This is a genomic window from Serratia nevei, from assembly GCF_037948395.1.
In the GTDB taxonomy this organism is placed as follows: Bacteria; Pseudomonadota; Gammaproteobacteria; order Enterobacterales; family Enterobacteriaceae; genus Serratia; species Serratia nevei.
The window spans coordinates 4,565,620-4,583,912 of sequence record NZ_CP149940.1 but is presented as its reverse complement, the minus strand read 5'-3'; the positions used below and the strand labels follow the sequence as shown (position 1 = coordinate 4,583,912).

Here is an 18,293-nt window from a genome sequence, read left to right as displayed (position 1 = left end):
CATGCAGTATGAGGTAATATTACACCCAGTTGCCTTGATCCGTCCCTCTGAAGAGGTCAATATGGAACATGTTATAGCATTAACAGAGGAGATAGCGCGTTGCCAAAAATGGATAACACCCGTTCCCATTGAAAAGCACACGGGGATCATTATGGATGGCAACCATCGATATCGTGTGGCCAATAATCTTGGGCTAATGTACCTTCCTTGTATATTGCTTGATTATACTGATGTACGCGTGAGAGTACACGACTGGAATAATGGTGAGCCCTTCTGCCCGTTAAAAATCAGAGACCACATAGTAAACCAGGGAAAAATTTTTCCGTATAAAACCACTCGTCATTTATTTTCACCGGTTCTTCCAGCCGTTGATTTTCAGCTCAAACAGTTATTCGGTATACGTTCATTAACTATATAGTTCTTCTCGGCTCTGGTCGCGATCAATGCCGGAGTCCGTTTTGTAGGAATAGTTCTGCACGAGAGCATTGCAGCGGATGCTTTTAGACACTCAGCCATTGAGCCAATCCTCGAGCTTAGGACGTTGCTGATGTCCCGCTATGTATGTACTGCGCCTCAGCGCGGCCGCAGATCGACCACGCGCTGCACTTTGCCTTCTTCCGAGCGAGGCCCTTGGCCGCATCATCGAACGTAGTTCGATGGAGAGTCCGTATCCCAGAAAACGAAAAACCCGCCATAGGCGGGTTATTCTAAATAGGGTGCCCGGACTCGGACAACGGGCGCCTGTGCCGGGTTGAACAGCGCTTTAGCGCTGGCCCGCAGGGTGAGGCCTTCAGACCGAATAATCGAACGTAGTTCGATGGAGAGTCCGTATCCCAGAAAACGAAAAACCCGCCATAGGCGGGTTCTTCTAAATAGGGTGCCCGGACTCGGACAACCGGCGCCTGCGCTGGGTTGAACAGCGCTTTAGCGCTGGCCCGCAGGGTGAGGTCTTCAGACCGAATAATCGAACGTAGTTCGATGGAGAGTCCGTATCTCAGAAAGCAAAAACCCAGCCATAGGCGGGTTCTTCTAAATAGGGTGCCCGGACTCGGACAACCGGCGCCTGCGCCGCGTTGAACAGCGCTTCAGCGCTGGTCCGCAGGGTGAGGCCTTTGGCCGAATAATCGAACGCAGTTCGATGGAGAGTCCTGTCCCTGAAAAGCAAAAACCCAGCCATAGGCTGGGTTCTCTAAATAGGGCGACCGGACTCGGACAACCGGCGCCTGCGCCGGGTTGAACAGCGCTTTAGCGCTGGCCCGTAGGGTGAGGCCCTTGGCCGAATAATCGAACGTAGTTCGATGGAGAGTCCGTACTCCAGAAAGCGAAAAACCCAGCCATAGGCTGGGTTCTCTAAATAGGGCGACCGGACTCGGACAACCGGCGCCTGCGCCGGGTTGAACAGCGCTTTAGCGCTGGCCCGTAGGGTGAGGCCCTTGGCCGAATAATCGAACGTAGTTCGATGGAGAGTCCGTACTCCAGAAAGCGAAAAACCCAGCCATAGGCTGGGTTCTCTAAATATGGTGCCCGGACTCGGAATCGAACCAAGGACACGGGGATTTTCAATCCTCTCTTCGCTAGCAAGTTGAATTATCGCAGTGTGAAATTAGTTTCTGCATCGAATTTGTACTCATCGAATACTTTATTCGAGTGTACACATGGAAAATATCGTCACAAAAGCCGCTACTGTTTCTAACAGTACTAAGCCTCGCGTTATCCCTATGGTCTCAACCAAAGGGGGCGAAGGTAAATCCACTCAAAGCGCCAACCTTGCCGGCTTCCTTGCCGATGCAGGTAAAAAAACTCTCCTCATCGATGGTGACCACTCCCAACCCACCGCAAGCAGCATTTTCTCCCTGGAATATGAAGCCCCCAACGGTTTGTATGAACTGTTGATGAAGACTGTCGATCTCAACCAACCCGAAGAAATCATCTCCCGTTCTGTTATCCCTAATCTCGATGTCATCGTTTCCAACGATCCCCACGACCGTTTATCTTCTGCCATGTTGCATGCCCCTGATGGTCGTATGCGGCTGAAGAATGTTCTGCAGCACCCTTTGTTCAACGAGTACGACGTCATCATCATTGACTCCAAAGGCGCGGCGTCTGTGATGCTAGAACTGATTCTGGTTGCCAGTACGGAGTTCGCTGTCGGTGTTATCAAGCCTATATTGCCGGATACGCGTGAGTTTCTGCGTGGCACATTGGGGTTGATGGAAGGATTATTGCCGCTGACCAGCTACGGTATTGCGTTACCGCGTATCCGTATTCTGACGAACTGCATGGAGTACACGAATCTGGATTGGCAGACCCTGAACAGTCTGCGCGGCATTATCGATAACGGGCAGTATCTGCGTGCAGATACCTTCGACGTCTCCCTTCTCGACACCATCATCCCCAAGCTTGAAATTTACAAAATGGGGCATGCTTCCGGCCAACCTGTTCATCGTCTTGAAAGAACCACCACACGCACATCAACGCTCGCTGCTGCGGACACTATGTATGAGCTGGCCTGCGAGTTGTTCCCTCACTGGGTTGCCGACTTCGACGTTCTGCGTCTGGAGGTAAATCAATGAATATTGAACAGCTAGTGACCTTTCTTAATGAACAGCGCGAGTTAGCCGCACCTGCACCCTGGAAGGTTCTTGAACTCTATAGCGATGGCGTCACTGTCGTGGATGTCAACGGCTTCGAGCATGTGGAAATCCCTAATGTCGCGATTGTTCCAGACTGGGAAAAACTTGGGCTTGAGCACTGGTCGGATAACGGTGGGAGCCGTGATGTGAGTCTTGAGGAGCAACGGGCTAATGGTTATCTGGCCGCTGCAGCACCACAGCTACTGGCTTACGTCAATGTGCTTAACCGTAATTTGGAAACCACGGAGAATGCGCTGCGCCGCATGTTGAAAATGCATGCGTTGATGATGGCAAAAACCAATCATGCTGCCAGCTTCTATGATGCTGAATGTCTTCACGAAATGGCCGAGGCTCCGTATGAGGCCACCGCGGTTCTTGAGCACATCTGTGGCGCCGATGCCGAGAATACTCACCTAAAAGAGGCAACTTGCGTAGGGTGCGGTTGTACAGATGGCCATGCTTGCCTGGATAAAAACAGCAAACCATGCAGTTGGCTCAAGGTCAATCGTGAAACTGGGTTGGGTGTCTGTTCTTGCTGCCCGACTTTTCTTGGGCACCCGTTAACAACTGACGGTGAAGGATCGGAGGTGCGCCATGGTTGATATGCATATTCCTTATTCTTCAGATGCCGAGCAGGCCGTTCTCGGTGGCTTGATGCTGGATAACGAGCGTTGGGATGACATTCTTCCATTAATTGGAGATCGTGATTTTTATCTGGCGGTACATCGCCGAATCTTCCAGGCGATGGCTCGTCTGATGGCTGTTCAGCAGCCGATTGATCTGATCACGCTCCATGAGTCACTGGAACAAAATGGTGAGCTCGAGCAGGTCGGCGGTTTTGCCTATCTGGCTGAGTTGTCTAAAAACACACCGAGCGCTGCCAATATTGTCGCCTATGCCGGGATAGTCGCTGAACGCAGTCGACTGCGTAGCCTGTTGCAGCTCGGGCGTGAATTGAGCGCTGATGCTGCCAATCCTCGTGCAGATTCTGCCGCCCTGACCGAAAGGGCAGAACAGCAATTGTTCCAGCTCTCGGAGCACACACTGTCACAGCAGAATGTCAGCCTGACCGATGGGCTGAATGCTGTCGTGACCTATCTGGAGACGGTGAGTGGCGGTAATGGGATCACAGGCACCCCGACCGGCTTCTCAGAGCTGGATATGATGACGTGTGGTTTGCAGCCGGGGGATTTGGTTTTGCTTGCCGCACGGCCGTCGATGGGCAAAACCGCCTTTGCGTTGAGCGCCTACACTGGCGCACTTCGAGGCACGGAGAAACCTGCATTCTTCTTTAGCCTGGAAATGCCGCGCGAGCAGTTGCTCCAACGCCTGATTGCTGTTGACGGGCGGGTTGAACTTTCAAGGCTGCGCAGCGGCCAATTGGATGATGAAGACTGGGCGCGTATTTCCAAAGCGATGGAACGGTTGTTGCCATTGGAAAACCGCCTGATTATTGACGATGAATCGTATTTGACCCCCGCACTGCTGCGTTCCAGGGCACGGCGCTATACCCGGTTGTATGGTAATCCGGGTTTAATCATGGTCGATTACCTGCAGCTGATGCGTTGCCCTGGACAGGAAAACCGCACTCAGGAAATTTCAGAAATTTCCCGCAGTCTGAAAGCGCTGGCCAAAGAACTTGATTGTCCCGTTGTGGCGCTATCTCAGCTGAACCGTCAGTTGGAAAGCCGTGCTGACAAACGTCCCTTTAATGGTGACCTGCGAGACTCCGGTGCGCTGGAGCAGGATGCCGATGTGATCGCCTTCATCTACCGGGATGAGGTCTATTACGCCGACTCAGAGGATGCCGGCACGGCAGAAATTATCATTGGTAAACAGCGGCAGGGCGCAACGGGTACCGTTCGCGTCAAGTTTGAAGGGCAATTCACCGCGTTCAGTGACCTCCATGATGGTCAGTATGGCCAATACTCGGGGAGGGCGTAACCATGGCGCGTACTAAACCCAAGATCCTAGATCTGAACAGTGCTTTGCTCCAGCAGGGCAAGACTGCAGCAGGCACGCAACCTTTAGCCCCTGTGCTGGCGGAAACCCCCGTCAGTGAAATGCCGTTGGTATTGACCCTGGATGAAGTGAACCCGAATCCGGATAACCCACGAACCTCGCGTAATCCGAGATATGAGGAAATTAAGTCATCAATTCTAGCTCGAGGTCTCGATACGGTACCGAAGGTGACTCGTGATCCGGAACGTCCAGAGCTGGGTTATTTTTTCAGTGATGGAGGCAATACGCGTTATGCCATTCTTTCCGAGCTCTGGCAGGAAACGGGAGAAGAACGGTTTTATCGCTTCTCTTGTGTATTCAAGCCCTGGCCAGGACGATTATCCTGCGTGATTGGTCATCTTGCCGAGAATGAGGTGCGTGGTGATCTGAGCTTCATTGAAAAAGCGTTTGGCATTCGACAGGCCCGGGCTTTATATGAAGCGGAGTTGGGGAAAGCCGTCTCACTGCGTGAACTCTCGACACTTCTTACCGCACAAGGTTACCCCGTCCATAATTCCAGTATCAGTAGGATGGAGGATGCGGTGCAGTACCTGTATCCCTATATGCCTCACTTATTGGAGACAGGCCTGGGGCGTCCACAAATTCTGCAGTTGCTGGCTATGCGATCTCATGCTGAAACCACCTGGCAGAAGCACTGTATTACCCAAGAACCAAAGCAGCCATTTGATACCGTTTTCGGTGATGTATGCAGCCATTTTGATTCGCCCGAGGACTATTCGCTGGATATGTTTCGTGATGAGTTGATTGGTGCGCTCATCAACGCGTTGCCACACCCGTTGCTCAATTATGACCGCTGGCTACTGGAGCTCGATCCCAAAGAGCAAAACCGGCGCAAGCACCTCGGTGAGCCTGAACCGGCATTAACGCCTGAGCTTTCAGGCGAAGGCAATACTGTCGAACTGGCGCCAGCACTGCAGCAGGAAAATACCGGCGGACAGACGGTACCTGAAGTACAGGGAGAAGGCACTTCTTTGGGGCTGGACAGCGCGTTGCATGAATCAACAGGGGATGCCGATGATAAATCACAGAACGCTCAGGAAGAGGAAACGCCTGCAACTCAAACTGAACGCCGTGTTGAAACTCAGCCAGATTTATACGGTGCGCCTTCTGTGTTGTCGGGTGACGTTGAAACGGTTTTAGGCGGTGAGCATACCACCGTCAATGAAGCTCCTCTGCCAGGCGCTCATGAGTCGACCGCCCCTCACAACAATACCGAAACACAGCCTGCAGCCCCTGTTGCAGAGGTGCCCTTCGCTGAGGTAGGACTTGAGCCGGTCTCCTCCATCTGGGCTATTTCTGCCCTGCAGGACGATATCGAACACTTGCAGGTGATCACCTTCCGGTTAGCATTCGAGCTGGCCGAAGTGGCGGGCTGCGAGGCTGAAATCAAAGCTGATAAAGCCGACTTGCAGGCTGCCGGCTACGCATTGACTGCCGAACGTCCCTCTCGCTTCACCGCGTTACTCCTGACCCTTGCCGGCAACAACCCGGACGGCGCCTCATCCAGCTCGCTCAATGAAGCCCTTATCGGTTCGGAAAATGCGGCTGACTGGCCGTTGCTTGACGATATTCATGCCGTGAAATTGATGCGCCTTATTCGCGTCTTACGCCGCCTGCGTGAACTGCAGCGTGACTTATCTGCAACAGAGGAGACAGCCTGATGAGCCATTCGCAACGACAGGCGCGCCTGGTGAAACTGGTGCGCAAACTGCTTGAGCTGGCCCGTAGCAACAGCAATGCGCATGAGGCTGGGCTGGCGTTAGCCCGGGCGCAAAAACTGATGGAAAAATACGGTATCAGCGAGCTGGAAGCCAGCCTGTCATCTATTCAGACGGCACCGAGCCAGGGAGCACCTTCCGAAGCGAAACAAAAACTGCCTGAATGGATGTCCGGGCTGGCGTGGGCGATTGCCCGCGCCTTTGGATGCCGTTTGTATTTTTCCTGGCGGGATAGCGCGTCGGGCCCGCGTCGCAACGTGACGTTCTACGGTTTTAGTGAGCGGCCGGCCGTTGCTGCTTATGCGTTCGATGTGCTGAGCCGGCAGTTGAAAGATGCGACTGCAGACTACCTGAAAACCCAGAATAAGCGCCTGAAAATGAGCACGCGGCGTGCCCGGGCTGAGCAGTTTCGTGCCGGCTGGGTTGCCGGCGTTCGCAGAGTCATCACGACGTTTACCGTGACAGAACAGGAATGCGAGCTGATGGGAACCTGGCTGGAAAGCCAAAAGATGGGGGAGTTGCAAACGCGCGCCCCGAAAACCTGCCGCGGTGATGATATTGCCCGTTTACGTGGATACGAAGCAGGCCAGAACGCCCGTTTACACCAGGGGGTTCAGGGGGCTGTGAACACTGGCATTGGTTATCAGGGAGGACGCAACTCATGAACCCTTATTTGTACCTTCTCACAATGCAGACCTTCGTTTTTTGGTTCCTGCTTCTGGGTATGGGCAACGTTCCTGATCCCAGAACGTGGTTTAAGGACAAGGGCAAAAACTTCATTTCAGCGCTGCCATTTCTGTTCGTTTCCATGGTGTTGCTGGCATGCTTGTTTGCTGTTTTTTCGAGATATTTTTCAAAAATCGGGGGGCTTCACTATGAGTAATAGCTTGTCTCAGGCGACGAACAGCCTGCTCACTCAACTCGTGATGGAACTTAAATCAGGCTATATCCGCCGCTGTGAATCTCTGGGGCTGACCACGGAGGAGATGCAACTGCTGCACGGTTTGACCATTGAAGATCTGCATTACCTCATGAACAGCTCGGTATCGGTGCTGACCTTCCAAATCCATCACGAGAATTTCTCCCTGATGCTGCAACATGCGCGCCGTGAGCAGCAGCGCATGCAGCGGATTGACCGTGCACTGGCGTTGGGAGGCTCTATCGAAATGATGCAGCACTATTTTGGCCTCTCGACCGTTGAAGTTGCAGCCCGCCGACGCATGACCGGTATCAACATTCGCCAGGGGCGCTGTGCAGCGCTCAGCGACGACGAGAACGCGGCATTGTGGCGCCAGTGGCAAAAAGCCGACATCGATGACGCCTCCAGTGCCGATGGACTGGACGTCATGATGCTGGCCGCCGAACAGATGGATGTTTCTCTGACGGCTGTCTGGCACGCCGTCCGCAGCTTCGATGCCCCTCAGACGGCAACGGCCAGAAAAGCCATTCAGGCGGTGCGTACGCCACGCGCTACGCCGGGAGGAAATACAAGGAGGCTGGCATGAAGCCCGTGATGTTAATGCCGGGGTTGCAGGTCCCCCGTTCGGCGCCACCATCCTGCCAGAGAAAGGCGAAGGAGCAGGTCAGGCGTTTCCGCCGCGGGGAACGTAATTACAAGCACCTTCATGTTAAAGGCAAGCACGCCCCCGTGCGTGCCTGGATGAAGATTGATATCGGTACCAGCTGGCGACTGCTCAGCCGAAACAGTGGTGATGACTGGGAGCTGTTGACCCATGAACGCTACAACAACGAACTGTGGAAGTGATGACATTCACCCTGTACCTGATGTCGGGTACAGGCCTGAGTGCCGTTAGGCCAACAACCGCTTGATGCCTTCGCCCTGTGGGCGGGGGCAGCGTAAAAGGATACGCAAAATCGATGAGCATAAACAACACACCTGATGACAGCCTGATCACCTTTACGCTCGAACAAATGAATGCCCGCCTGGCGGAGCGAATAGGTGCGGAAAAGCACGCGGGGAGCCCCGATGTCACGAATCTGCGCAGCGGTCTGCTGTACATGGGCAATGTACATGATTCCATCCCCCGCCGGTTGCTCTTGGACACCCGTCTGTCACCGCTGGATAAAACTGCGTGGATTATGATCCGCCTGTACGCGCAACAGAATCAGGGCGCCGTGTTCCCGACCTATGACGAGCTGCAGCTGCAGCTTGCCTCGCCGTTCAATGGTAAGGCGTCTCGCGAGACCGTCAGCCGCGTGCTGCTGATGTTACGCCTGACCGGCTGGCTCAGTTTGTGCCGGCGTGTACGTGACGACAAAGGGCGGGTGAGGGGGAATATCTATGCTCAACACGATGAACCACTCTCGGCCCGTGATGCGGAGACATTGGATCCGACCTGGCTGGATACGGTCGCCATGGGCTGTGCGCATAAAAACCGCACCGTCAGCCAGACGGCCTGGTCGGTACTGACCGATATTCAACATGACCCGACAATGCGTCATCAGCATTCCCAGATGGCGGCGATTGCTGAACGGCTGGGGTCGCCACAAACCCCACAACAGATGGCTGCCAGAGTGTCTCAACGACAGGAAAATATCCCCAGTTCGGACGCCGAACTCAGTAAAAAATCTCCGGGTTCGGATACCGAACTAAGTCAAATTAAGCCCGGTTCGGATACCGAACCCAGTGTAAAACAGGAAGGCAAAACACCGGGTTCGCTTTCCGAACTCATGGTGAAATCAGTAACTTACGGTGCATCAACGAAACCGAACTGTAACGTACGTTCTTTCACACAGAGTGTGAATAAAACAACGTACGTACCTGAGTTGCCGGCCGAACTGCAGAACATCATCGCGACGGATGATCAGCGGCAGATTGGCGTCCAGCTTAAGGCATTGCCTGCAGAGGTTGCCCGTCAGGTGCTGGAGAGTCTTGAGCAGGCGATGGCCAAAGGCACTCTGAATAACCCCACTGGCTGGCTGCTGGCGGTCATCAAGCGCGCCCGAAACGGTGAGCTGTATGCGAGTGCAAAATCCCCAGAACCTGCCGGGCCTGTACCGCGACGCCAAATACCTTGCTCTGCGGCGCCAGCAAAAGCAATAGGTCCGGTCCGTCAACACCTGGCGTCGCGGGACCATGTAAGCGGTGTTGTTGCCAAATTACGCCAGCAAATGATGCGGGCAAAAAAATGAGTCGTGAGTGCAGATAATCAAGTTGTTTAAAAATACACCAGCGCTGCCACTGGCAGCGCTGGTTAAAAAATACGCACTGCTGCCAGTGGCAGCACTGGTTAAAAAGCATGCACCGTTGCCACTGGCAGCAATGGATAGAAGTGAACGGGATAGCCTTTTGAGTTTTTGTTCGTCATGCAAAAAGAGTTTTGGATTGTTGCCAGGACAAGCTGGCGCAACTATTTCAAGCCACACATAAGTTAAACAGGATGCTTAAAATGGTTGATTCATCGAGCAATAAAGAAAACAAACCCTCTTCAACTCGCGCAGGAGCGCTCAAATCGACGTTAACCGTCCAGTTGCATACACAATATGCAATATTGTTATGGGAGGGACGGCAGCGTGAGAAAGAGTCAAATAAACCACCAATAGTCAGCATGCCTCAGGTCATCGCTCGAGCAGGGAAAATTAATGCTGATTCAAACGCTGACAACCCTTATGCCGATGGCGCGATGTTGTCGTTGGAGCAGATTATTGAACGTGGCACCGCGCGATTGCAGAGCGCAGTCTCAGAACTTGATAACGTCTTATCCAGCTTGCCGGGTCAGATCTCGATGTCAGAAGTCTCATCAGTATCACCACTGAATATCGGTGTATTTAGTCGTACTCCGCTCGGGTATCGTTGTGTCTGGTTACTCGTTGGCTTTGATCAGCTGGCTATGAAAGCATTTCAGGCATGGCACTATGGGTTGATCTCTCGTCAAAAGCGGGATGACTTGCTGAGCCAGGGGGGGCATTGGGTACGGCAGGTTTATGGGGTTGTGCAGCAGTACAGATCTGTAGCTGTAACGCGTGATGATATTCGCCTTCAAACGCCGGTTGGTATGGAGGCGGTCAAGCGCCTGGGGGAACCTGACGCAGACATTATGTCTGGCACATCGCGTTCCGCTTTTTCGCCCCCACTCAATAAAACTTCTGTGCCAACATCGCCCACCTCTTCAAAAAAAGGAGCTAAATCATGATTATGAATCGACAGGTAAAGTCTTTTTTGATGCCAGGTGTTCTTTGCGCCGCGTTGTTGTTAACGGGGTGTGCAGGCACTGCGTTGGGCGAGTGGAACCAGAAAATCAGTGACGCTGCCCATTCGCTGGCAAGCGGTGGTAGCGGTAGTTCCAGTGAGGGTAGCATGCCTTGGATGACCCGGGCCGGTATTTCCGGGCCCCGGCAGGATGTGCATCATACTTATAGCCTCCCGGTGGACGTTGATACCGCGGCGGCGCGGCTGAAAAGTCATTATCAGTTCATCTCCTCCGAGGAGCTTGAAAGTCTGCGCCAGCGTGATCAGCACGGCGACTGGAGCGCGAGCTCCATTGATGAAGCACGCCCGGTCTGGTCAGCAAATCGGGGAAGTTATTACAAGATGGGGCAGGAATGGAAAGGCAATGATCGTCTTGAGCTCGAAGTGGTCAAGTCCGGTGCCGGCAGCCGTCTGAAAGTGACATACAGCTCACCGGATGCGTCGCACCTGACCGACGCTTACCTTGGGAGATTGATGACGCAGCTGCAGCAGGTTGCCAAAGGTCAGGGCTGAGGGAGGTTATCTGATGCAGCTCTACCTGTGTGAGAAACCCAGCCAGGGTAAAGATATCGGCGCCATTCTCGGGGCGACCCAGCGTAAGCAGGGCTATCTGGCGGGCGCCGGCGTCATCGTTACTTGGGCTATCGGGCACCTGCTGGAGCAGGCTCAGCCGGAGACCTACGGTGAACAGTTCGGTAACCCCTGGCGGGAGTCTGTGCTGCCTATCGTGCCTGCTCAGTGGAAAATGACGGTAAAAAAAGACACTGCCGATCAGTTTGCGGTCATCCGTGGGTTGCTCAAACAGGTTGATTCTGTAGTGATTGCGACCGATGCGGATCGTGAGGGGGAAGTGATCGCACGCGAATTACTGGAGCATTGCCACTTTACCGGCCCGGTCCAACGGCTCTGGTTGTCTGCTCTGGACGAGGCCAGTATCCGGCATGCTCTGGCAAACAAACTTCCTGGCGAGAAGACAGCACCCCTGTATGAGGCCGGCCTGGCACGCGCCCGGGCTGACTGGATGACGGGGATGAACCTGACCCGACTTTATACTCTAAAGGCGCGGGAACAGGGATACGGCGAGGTGTTGTCGATCGGGCGGGTACAGACTCCCACGCTGGCGCTGGTCGTGAACCGTGACCGCGAAATCGCCAACTTTATTTCCAAGCCGTACTGGCAAGTCAGGGCGAACCTGCAAAAGGATGGCATTACTTTTCCTGCGAACTGGGTGCCGGCTGCCAACTACTGTGATGAAGAGAAGCGCTGTATTCAGCAGAATGTGGCGCAGGCCGTGGTGCAGCTGTGTCAGCAAACAGGTCATGCCGTTGTGCTTGAGGTAGGGACCGAGCGCAAGAAAGAGTCCGCGCCGCTGGCCTTTGACCTGGGGACGCTGCAGCAGGCTTGCTCACGCAAGTGGGGGATGAGCGCAAACCAGGTGCTGAGTATCGCGCAGTCGCTGTATGAAACGCACAAGGCGACCACATATCCCCGGACAGATTGCGGCTATCTGCCGACATCGATGCGGGAAGAGGTTGCCGATGTGCTGAGTGCGGTTACCCGCACGGATCCAACGCAGAGCGAAATTGTGGCCAGGCTCGACAGGGCCTTTGTTTCCCGCATCTGGAACGACAAAAAAATCACGGCGCACCATGGGATTATCCCGACTAAGCAGCCGTTCGATTTGAGCAAGCTGTCTGCCGATGAGCTGAAGGTCTATCAGCTGATCCGTCAGCATTACCTGGCACAGTTCCTGCCGTTACATGAAGTGGATGTGACTGAGGCTACCTTTAATATCGGCGGGCAACTGTTCCGCACCCGTGGCAAGGTCGAGGCGGTGGTAGGTTGGAAAGCTCTGTTCCAGCATGACGTGAGCGAGGTGAAAGAGGAGTCGGCCGACACGGATGATGTCCGGCTGCCGGCGCTGGTAAAAGGTGAATCCGTCGCGGTTGCCGGCGCGGAGCTTAAAACGCTGCAGACGAAGCCCCCGGGGCATTTTACTGACGGGACACTGATCGCCGCCATGAAAAATGCTGCGGCGTTCGTCAGTGACCCGCAACTGAAGAAGGTGCTGAAAGAGAACGCGGGGCTGGGTACTGAAGCGACACGTGCCGGTATCCTGGAAACGCTGTTTAAACGCGGCTACCTGGAGAAGAAGGGAAAAATCCTGCTTTCCACGCCGATTGCCGGCGAACTGATAGATGCGTTACCGATCGCGCTGACCAACCCCGGGATGACGGCGCTGTGGGAGCAGTCGCTGGACGAGATTGCCCAGGGCCAGATGACACTCGAGACGTTCATGAGTCGCCAGGCACAGTGGACGGGCCATCTGGTGGAGAAAGGGAAAACGCAGGCGGTGAAGTTCACTGCGCCTCCTTCACCACCGTGCCCGACATGCGGTGGGACGATGCGCCGGCGTGCAGGCAAGAAAGGTGGCGGTGCCTTCTGGGGCTGCAGTAATTACCCCACTTGCCAGGGCATCATCAACATTGATGCGAAAGGAAGCCGTAAGGCCAAGCGCTATAAAGCAAAATCACCGGCTAAAAATAAAACAACCGGTGCGGAGTAAGAGATTGCCTGATGTTAATTTTAGGAAGATTTGCTAAGGTTATCTGGCTTTCTTGCAGAATGCATAGGTACCCCGTAACTGCGGTGGTGGGAAAATTCTTCCATGGTTTTTTTCTGCTTCAGTTCGGTCAGCGGCCTCCACACTCAGGTTGGCTGTCAAGACGCATGCAACTCCGTGAAAAACGCGTCGGGAGACTAGGTTCCTCCCCGGAGTTTGACAGAATTTACTGAAGGTTCAGGTACCGGCCGTGCGGCGTTGATTTTCGGATCAACGCCGTTTTTATTTTATGGTTCTCAAAACGGAATATTGCGGTTGACACTCTCGATGCTTGCATTAAAAATGAACAGGCTTACTTGTTGTCTCCGGACAACCAGCCAATGCTTCAGCACTCTGTGAGAAGCGCCTTCGGGTGAGTGCCAGCCAAAGTTTCAGCGGTCTGTGAGAAACGCCCTCGGGTGACTGCCAATAGCCTCGTAGCCTGAAAGAGGAAGCCCACGTGGCGGTAACACCGTTTAGCCTTTGAGAACGGGGATCACTTAGCGGTGATGAAGGTCCATTTCACAATCAAGACAGTCTGCACTGACGTACGACTTTGCAGACTCCCGACGGGAAACACTTTCCCGTCGGGAAGGTGTATTTCTCCGTCACCGAATCTTTACTCCTGGAGAAAACATCATGTCTACCCAATCTCAGCAAGCATCTACTAAAACTGAATACTTCAACCTGACTATCAAGGGCATGGGGTACCTCAGCAACATTCGTCAAGTCAATGGCCCGAATGGCACCTTTATCAGCTGTGTCGTCAATGGACTCTCCGGTCCTACCGATAACGCCAGTTACACGCGTTTCGATGTGACGGTCGCCGGTAAAGAAGCCAGCAGCCTGATCAACCGCTGTCAAAAATCGGTTGATGAAGACAAAAAGGTCCTGATTGGTTTTGTGCTCAGCAATCCCAAGACGGACATCTTCACGCTCAACAGCGGCGAACATGCCGGTGAACAGCGCGTCAGCCTCAAAGCCCGCCTTATCAAGGTCGATTGGATCAAAATCGGTCAGGAAAAGGTATATCAGGCTGAGAAATCCGACTCTACGCCGCCTCAGCAAGGTTCCGCACAGCAACAATACGCGGAAAACTCTTTCTGATAACGCCCTTTACGCCTCGATTTTTCGGGGCGTTTTTCCCTTTCTAACTCTATTCCCTATGAGGATTTGATTATGGCGTCTCGCGGCGTAAACAAAGTCATACTTGTCGGTCACCTTGGCCAGGATCCTGAAGTCCGTTACATGCCAAATGGTGGTGCGGTTGCCACCCTGTCGCTTGCGACCTCCGAGACCTGGCGTGATAAACAATCCGGCGAACAGAAAGAAAAAACCGAATGGCACCGTGTGGTGCTGTTTGGCAAACTAGCTGAAATTGCCGGCGAATACTTGCGTAAAGGTTCGCAGGTCTATATTGAAGGCGCTTTGCGCACGCGTAAATGGGCAGATCAGAGCGGCCAGGATCGCTACACTACTGAGGTAGTCGTTAACGTGGGCGGCACGATGCAGATGCTGGGTGGTCGTAGTCAGACCGATAACCCGGGGCCCTCAGCGTCTGGTAGTTGGGGGCAACCTCAGCAACCGACCCACAGTGGTACACCCCCTCAGGCGTCTGCCGGCAATGAACCGCCGATGGACTTTGATGATGACATCCCATTTTGACCTGGATGGCATTCATTGACATACTGCACATAGCGTCTGCTGTGTGCAGTTTTTCTATCTACTATACCGGAGGCTCCCATGGGAACTCGTTACGATACCGACGTGGTCGCCTGGGCGAATGAACAGGCGGCGTTACTGCGTGCCGGTAAACTTAGCCAACTGGATATTGAAAATATTGCCGAGGAGATTGAGGACGTGGGCAAGAGTGAAAAGCGCGAACTGGCCAGCCGGATGGCGGTTTTACTGGCTCACCTTCTGAAGTGGCAATTTCAACCTACTCACCGTGGTACAAGTTGGGAACTGACGATCAAGGGGCAACGCGGTTTGATTGAGCGCCGTTTAAAGAAAACCCCTAGTCTGAAAGTTGCTATGGTCGATCGGGAGTGGTTGGAAGATACCTGGTTTGATGCTTTGGCTATAGCATCAAAAGAAACGGGGATCGGTCTGGATAAATTACCCGCTTCTTGCATTTGGACTACAGAACAGATCCTGAACCAGGATTATTACCCAGAACCCTAATTTGGGTTCGTTAGCATGATTCGATAACGCTGACCTTCGGGTTGGCGTTTTTTTTTGATTAGCAATAAAGAGTTGTTAATTGAGCCTCCTGGACGGTAACCGCACAGTGACACCTGCCAATTGTCACTGAACAGGAAATCTTCCGGATGAAAAAAACAATTCTCGTCTCTTCCCTGGCAGCATTCATGCTGACCGGGTGCGTTACTCAGCAGCCACTGCAGCAACGCGATATTTCCCCTGTCACGCCTTCGGTTACCGTCACCCGCAACGTTCAACCGGTCAGCCCGGATGCTTATGGGCAGGTGCCTGAGGTCGTGCGCTACGACCGTTATTTACTGATCAGCACTGACCCGGCGGCCGTTCAGCGTGATCCGCTCTCGCAAATCATCGATATCCGTATTCCGGCATCAGTAAAACCGACGGTGGCTGACGCGTTGCGTTATGCGCTGCGCCAGTCGGGCTATTCACTGTGCGCCACTGGACCGGCAAACGGCGTGCTGTACCGGCAGGCGTTGCCGGCGGTGCAGTACCAACTGGGACCGATGCGTTTGCGTACCGCGCTGCAGGTACTGGCAGGCCCCGCGTGGCAGCTTGAGGTAGACGACGTGCAACGCGTTGTCTGCCACAGCCTGCGTGACGGGTATCAGTTGCCGGCGACACAGCTGCCGCCGGTGACGGTGGCGCCGGCCAGGGCGGTTTCAGCACCGGTTTCAGCGCATCCTGCTGCGGCGGTCATTGCACCTCAGCCCGTTAACGCGGTACCGACAACCGGCGGGTGGCTGAAAAAATGACTGAGCATAATGACGAAATGATGCCGATGACACCGGCCAAAAAAGGGTTGCTGCGAAGCAAGACCTTCTGGGGGGCAACGGCCGGCGTCGTTGTTGTCCTGGTTGCAGGCCTTGTCGGCTCAGGGACTATCAGGCATGTCGACCAGCGTATTGCCCTGCTTGAGCAGGCACAGAAAGCATTGGCGCCGCAGGATGGCATGAACTCTATGGCCGATGAGCTGCAGGCGCATGCTAAACAGCTTAAGAGCCTGGCTGAGCGTCAGGACTTGCTCATACGGCAGGTTGGGACGCTGACGTTAACCACCGGGCTGCCGGAAAAACTTGAGCAGCAGCTGCAGGCTCAACAGGTTGAGTTAAATGCGCTGAAAGACAGCATTGAGTCCGTGAAAAAGTCAGCGACTGAAAAGCTTGTACCGACTGTAGCCCCCTCAACGGACGTCCCCGCTGCACCTTCAGCGACCGCCAAAATCACCCCAAAGCACAAGCCCACGCCAATTAAACCCTCCCCGCGTAATGCGGTACCTCGTGTGGCGCGCAAAGCGCCATTCGTGCTGACCGGGGTGGAGCAGCGCGGGACGTCGGCCTTTGCGGCTGTGGCGCCGCTGGGGTTCAGCGATTTGTCGCAGGTGCGGTTAATCGGGGAAGGGGAGTCGGTCGCCGGCTGGATCCTGGTCAGTGCCGGTTACGGGCAGGCGACGTTTCGTGTGAACGGCCGCCTGCAGACCGTCAGCGCCCAATAAGGAGAGCGTGATGAAACTGAAATACAGCGTAATTTCCCTGATGCTGCTGAGCCCGTTATCACAGGCGGCGCAGCAGACGACGATTGAGAACAGCCAGTCAACCCTGAGTGAGATTCAGCAGAGCCAGGCGAACAAGACGGCGCAGCAGGGCAGGCAGTGGGGCCTCAGTGGGGAAGAGTACCAGCGTTATCAGCAGTTGATGGATGGCCCTCGCGGGACGCAGTCTCCGGGGCTTGATCCGCTAACTGCCCTTGGCATCGAAGCACAGAGCGATGCCGAGCGTAAAAAGTACGCGCAGCTGTGGGTAAAGCAGGAGTTCGCCCGCACCGAGAAAGAACTCAAGTTCCAGCGTGAGGTGGATGTGGCCTGGCAGCGCCTTGGTGTGTTGCCGGTGAACATGGGGAATGCGGCCGGTATCGCACATGACGCCGGCGGGCGACTGGCACTGTTCGTGAAAGCGAAGGACTGCGGTCAGTGCGATGCACGCCTGGCGGCGGTGCTGGCAGATAACCGGTCGGTCGACATTTACCTCGTCGACAGTAAAGGGGATGACAGTCTGCTGCGTAATTGGGCGAAGGCGCATCACATTCCCGTCGACAAGGTGCGCGCACGTCAAATCACGCTCAATCATGACGGTGGCCGCTGGATGAAATTCGGCAACGGCCTGATGCCGGTGGTGCTGCAACAAGGGGAGAACGGATGGACACTCGCCGCATTCTGACCCGGGGGCTGTTGCCCCTGCTTGCCCTCCTCACCGTTGTGAGCGGTGGCGTCGTTCATGCTGCTACCCAACAGGTGCCTTCCGGTTACCGGGAGGTGGCGCTGCGTCACGGGGTGCCGCCGGAGTCCCTGTATTCGGTGGCGCTGTCCGAGACATCGATGGCGCCGAAAAGCATCATCTCGGTGACTCGCGGGGCCGGCCCGGCCCCGGATGTGGAGCGTCCCTGGCCCTGGACCATTAACGTGGCCGGCAAAGGGTATCGGTACGCCAGCCGCCTGCAGGCCTGGGAAGCACTGCAGCGCTTTTTGAAAACACATCCTCGCAAGCGCATCGATGTCGGGATTGCCCAGGTCAATCTGGGCTGGAACGGCCATCACTTCACGTCGACCTGGGAGGCGTTTGACCCTTACACCAACCTCAACGCGGCAGCGGCCATCCTGCGGGAATGCTATGACCGCAATCCCGGAAGCTGGCTGGTTGCCGCCGGGTGTTATCACCACCCCGCCGGCGGCGCACCGGCAGCCCGGTATAAATCCATCGTGAGTGGCAAGCTGGCACGCCTGAACGGCAGGGGGGCTGCTCCGGTTCGGGTGACCAGTACAACCCCCACGGCTACGGTGTTACCGGTACAAACGGCGGCGCTGACCTGGATTGAACCACGGAACCCATAAT

21 protein-coding genes are annotated in these 18,293 nt (G+C 54.8%); all 21 read left to right on the top strand.

All coding sequences use genetic code 11. The features are described 5' to 3' along the window. The first annotated feature begins 1 nt into the window (after window position 1). The 21 genes from V8N38_RS21980 (at window position 2) to V8N38_RS21880 (ending at window position 18,292) form a co-directional block, all read left to right on the top strand. A complete protein-coding gene (locus V8N38_RS21980; RefSeq protein WP_072265500.1) occupies window positions 2–418 on the top strand; it encodes a ParB N-terminal domain-containing protein in 417 nt (138 codons plus the stop codon). 1,237 nt (window positions 419–1,655) lie between these two features. Continuing rightward, window positions 1,656–2,573 (top strand): ParA family protein, encoded by a 918-nt coding sequence (locus V8N38_RS21975; protein ID WP_147840446.1) that lies wholly within the window; start codon window positions 1,656–1,658, stop codon window positions 2,571–2,573. Beyond that, window positions 2,570–3,235, top strand: a complete 666-nt coding sequence (locus V8N38_RS21970; RefSeq protein ID WP_147840445.1) for a hypothetical protein — start codon at window positions 2,570–2,572, stop codon at window positions 3,233–3,235. The genes V8N38_RS21975 and V8N38_RS21970 overlap by 4 nt, the downstream gene beginning before the upstream one ends. Beyond that, window positions 3,228–4,577, top strand: coding sequence for an SPI-7-type island replicative DNA helicase (gene dnaB-PI / locus V8N38_RS21965; RefSeq protein WP_147840444.1), 1,350 nt, complete (start codon window positions 3,228–3,230; stop codon window positions 4,575–4,577). The genes V8N38_RS21970 and dnaB-PI overlap by 8 nt, the downstream gene beginning before the upstream one ends. 2 nt (window positions 4,578–4,579) lie before the next feature. Continuing rightward, the gene (locus V8N38_RS21960; protein WP_147840443.1) at window positions 4,580–6,316 is read left to right on the top strand and encodes a ParB family protein; all 1,737 of its coding nucleotides are present in this window, start codon (window positions 4,580–4,582) and stop codon (window positions 6,314–6,316) included. Beyond that, a complete protein-coding gene (locus V8N38_RS21955) occupies window positions 6,316–7,038 on the top strand; it encodes a DUF2786 domain-containing protein (RefSeq protein WP_147840442.1) in 723 nt (240 codons plus the stop codon). The genes V8N38_RS21960 and V8N38_RS21955 overlap by 1 nt, the downstream gene beginning before the upstream one ends. Further along, window positions 7,035–7,256, top strand: a complete 222-nt coding sequence (locus V8N38_RS21950) for a hypothetical protein (protein WP_147840441.1) — start codon at window positions 7,035–7,037, stop codon at window positions 7,254–7,256. Before V8N38_RS21955 ends, V8N38_RS21950 begins: the two co-directional genes overlap by 4 nt. Next, window positions 7,249–7,878, top strand: a complete 630-nt coding sequence (locus tag V8N38_RS21945; RefSeq protein ID WP_060558267.1) for a DUF2857 domain-containing protein — start codon at window positions 7,249–7,251, stop codon at window positions 7,876–7,878. The genes V8N38_RS21950 and V8N38_RS21945 overlap by 8 nt, the downstream gene beginning before the upstream one ends. Then, a complete protein-coding gene (locus V8N38_RS21940; protein ID WP_147840440.1) occupies window positions 7,875–8,138 on the top strand; it encodes a hypothetical protein in 264 nt (87 codons plus the stop codon). Before V8N38_RS21945 ends, V8N38_RS21940 begins: the two co-directional genes overlap by 4 nt. A gap of 113 nt (window positions 8,139–8,251) precedes the next feature. Then, a complete protein-coding gene (locus V8N38_RS21935; protein WP_147840439.1) occupies window positions 8,252–9,526 on the top strand; it encodes an STY4528 family pathogenicity island replication protein in 1,275 nt (424 codons plus the stop codon). 7 nt (window positions 9,527–9,533) lie between these two features. After that, the gene (locus V8N38_RS21930) at window positions 9,534–9,764 is read left to right on the top strand and encodes a hypothetical protein (protein WP_147840438.1); all 231 of its coding nucleotides are present in this window, start codon (window positions 9,534–9,536) and stop codon (window positions 9,762–9,764) included. A 19-nt stretch (window positions 9,765–9,783) separates the two neighbouring features. Further along, window positions 9,784–10,527: a PFL_4669 family integrating conjugative element protein gene (locus tag V8N38_RS21925; RefSeq protein WP_099784028.1), complete on the top strand. Its 744-nt coding sequence runs from the start codon at window positions 9,784–9,786 to the stop codon at window positions 10,525–10,527. Beyond that, entirely contained in the window at window positions 10,524–11,096 is a 573-nt protein-coding gene (locus tag V8N38_RS21920; protein ID WP_099784030.1) for a hypothetical protein, read from the top strand. Before V8N38_RS21925 ends, V8N38_RS21920 begins: the two co-directional genes overlap by 4 nt. 13 nt (window positions 11,097–11,109) lie before the next feature. Then, on the top strand, window positions 11,110–13,149 hold the full coding sequence (locus V8N38_RS21915) for a DNA topoisomerase III (protein ID WP_147840437.1): 2,040 nt from the start codon (window positions 11,110–11,112) through the stop codon (window positions 13,147–13,149). A gap of 675 nt (window positions 13,150–13,824) precedes the next feature. Further along, on the top strand, window positions 13,825–14,292 hold the full coding sequence (locus V8N38_RS21910; protein ID WP_060558277.1) for an STY4534 family ICE replication protein: 468 nt from the start codon (window positions 13,825–13,827) through the stop codon (window positions 14,290–14,292). A gap of 72 nt (window positions 14,293–14,364) precedes the next feature. Further along, the gene (locus V8N38_RS21905; protein WP_084827541.1) at window positions 14,365–14,850 is read left to right on the top strand and encodes a single-stranded DNA-binding protein; all 486 of its coding nucleotides are present in this window, start codon (window positions 14,365–14,367) and stop codon (window positions 14,848–14,850) included. 78 nt (window positions 14,851–14,928) lie between these two features. Continuing rightward, window positions 14,929–15,369 carry a DUF29 domain-containing protein gene (locus V8N38_RS21900; RefSeq protein ID WP_099784035.1) on the top strand — a complete coding sequence of 147 codons (441 nt, stop codon included), beginning with the start codon at window positions 14,929–14,931 and terminating at the stop codon, window positions 15,367–15,369. Between the two features lie 146 nt (window positions 15,370–15,515). After that, window positions 15,516–16,160, top strand: coding sequence for a PilL N-terminal domain-containing protein (locus V8N38_RS21895; RefSeq protein WP_147840436.1), 645 nt, complete (start codon window positions 15,516–15,518; stop codon window positions 16,158–16,160). After that, window positions 16,157–16,900, top strand: coding sequence for a hypothetical protein (locus V8N38_RS21890; protein WP_147840435.1), 744 nt, complete (start codon window positions 16,157–16,159; stop codon window positions 16,898–16,900). Before V8N38_RS21895 ends, V8N38_RS21890 begins: the two co-directional genes overlap by 4 nt. A 10-nt stretch (window positions 16,901–16,910) precedes the next feature. Further along, window positions 16,911–17,621 (top strand): TIGR03759 family integrating conjugative element protein, encoded by a 711-nt coding sequence (locus tag V8N38_RS21885; RefSeq protein ID WP_147840434.1) that lies wholly within the window; start codon window positions 16,911–16,913, stop codon window positions 17,619–17,621. Beyond that, window positions 17,600–18,292: a transglycosylase SLT domain-containing protein gene (locus V8N38_RS21880; RefSeq protein ID WP_147840433.1), complete on the top strand. Its 693-nt coding sequence runs from the start codon at window positions 17,600–17,602 to the stop codon at window positions 18,290–18,292. Before V8N38_RS21885 ends, V8N38_RS21880 begins: the two co-directional genes overlap by 22 nt. Window position 18,293 lies beyond the last annotated feature (1 nt).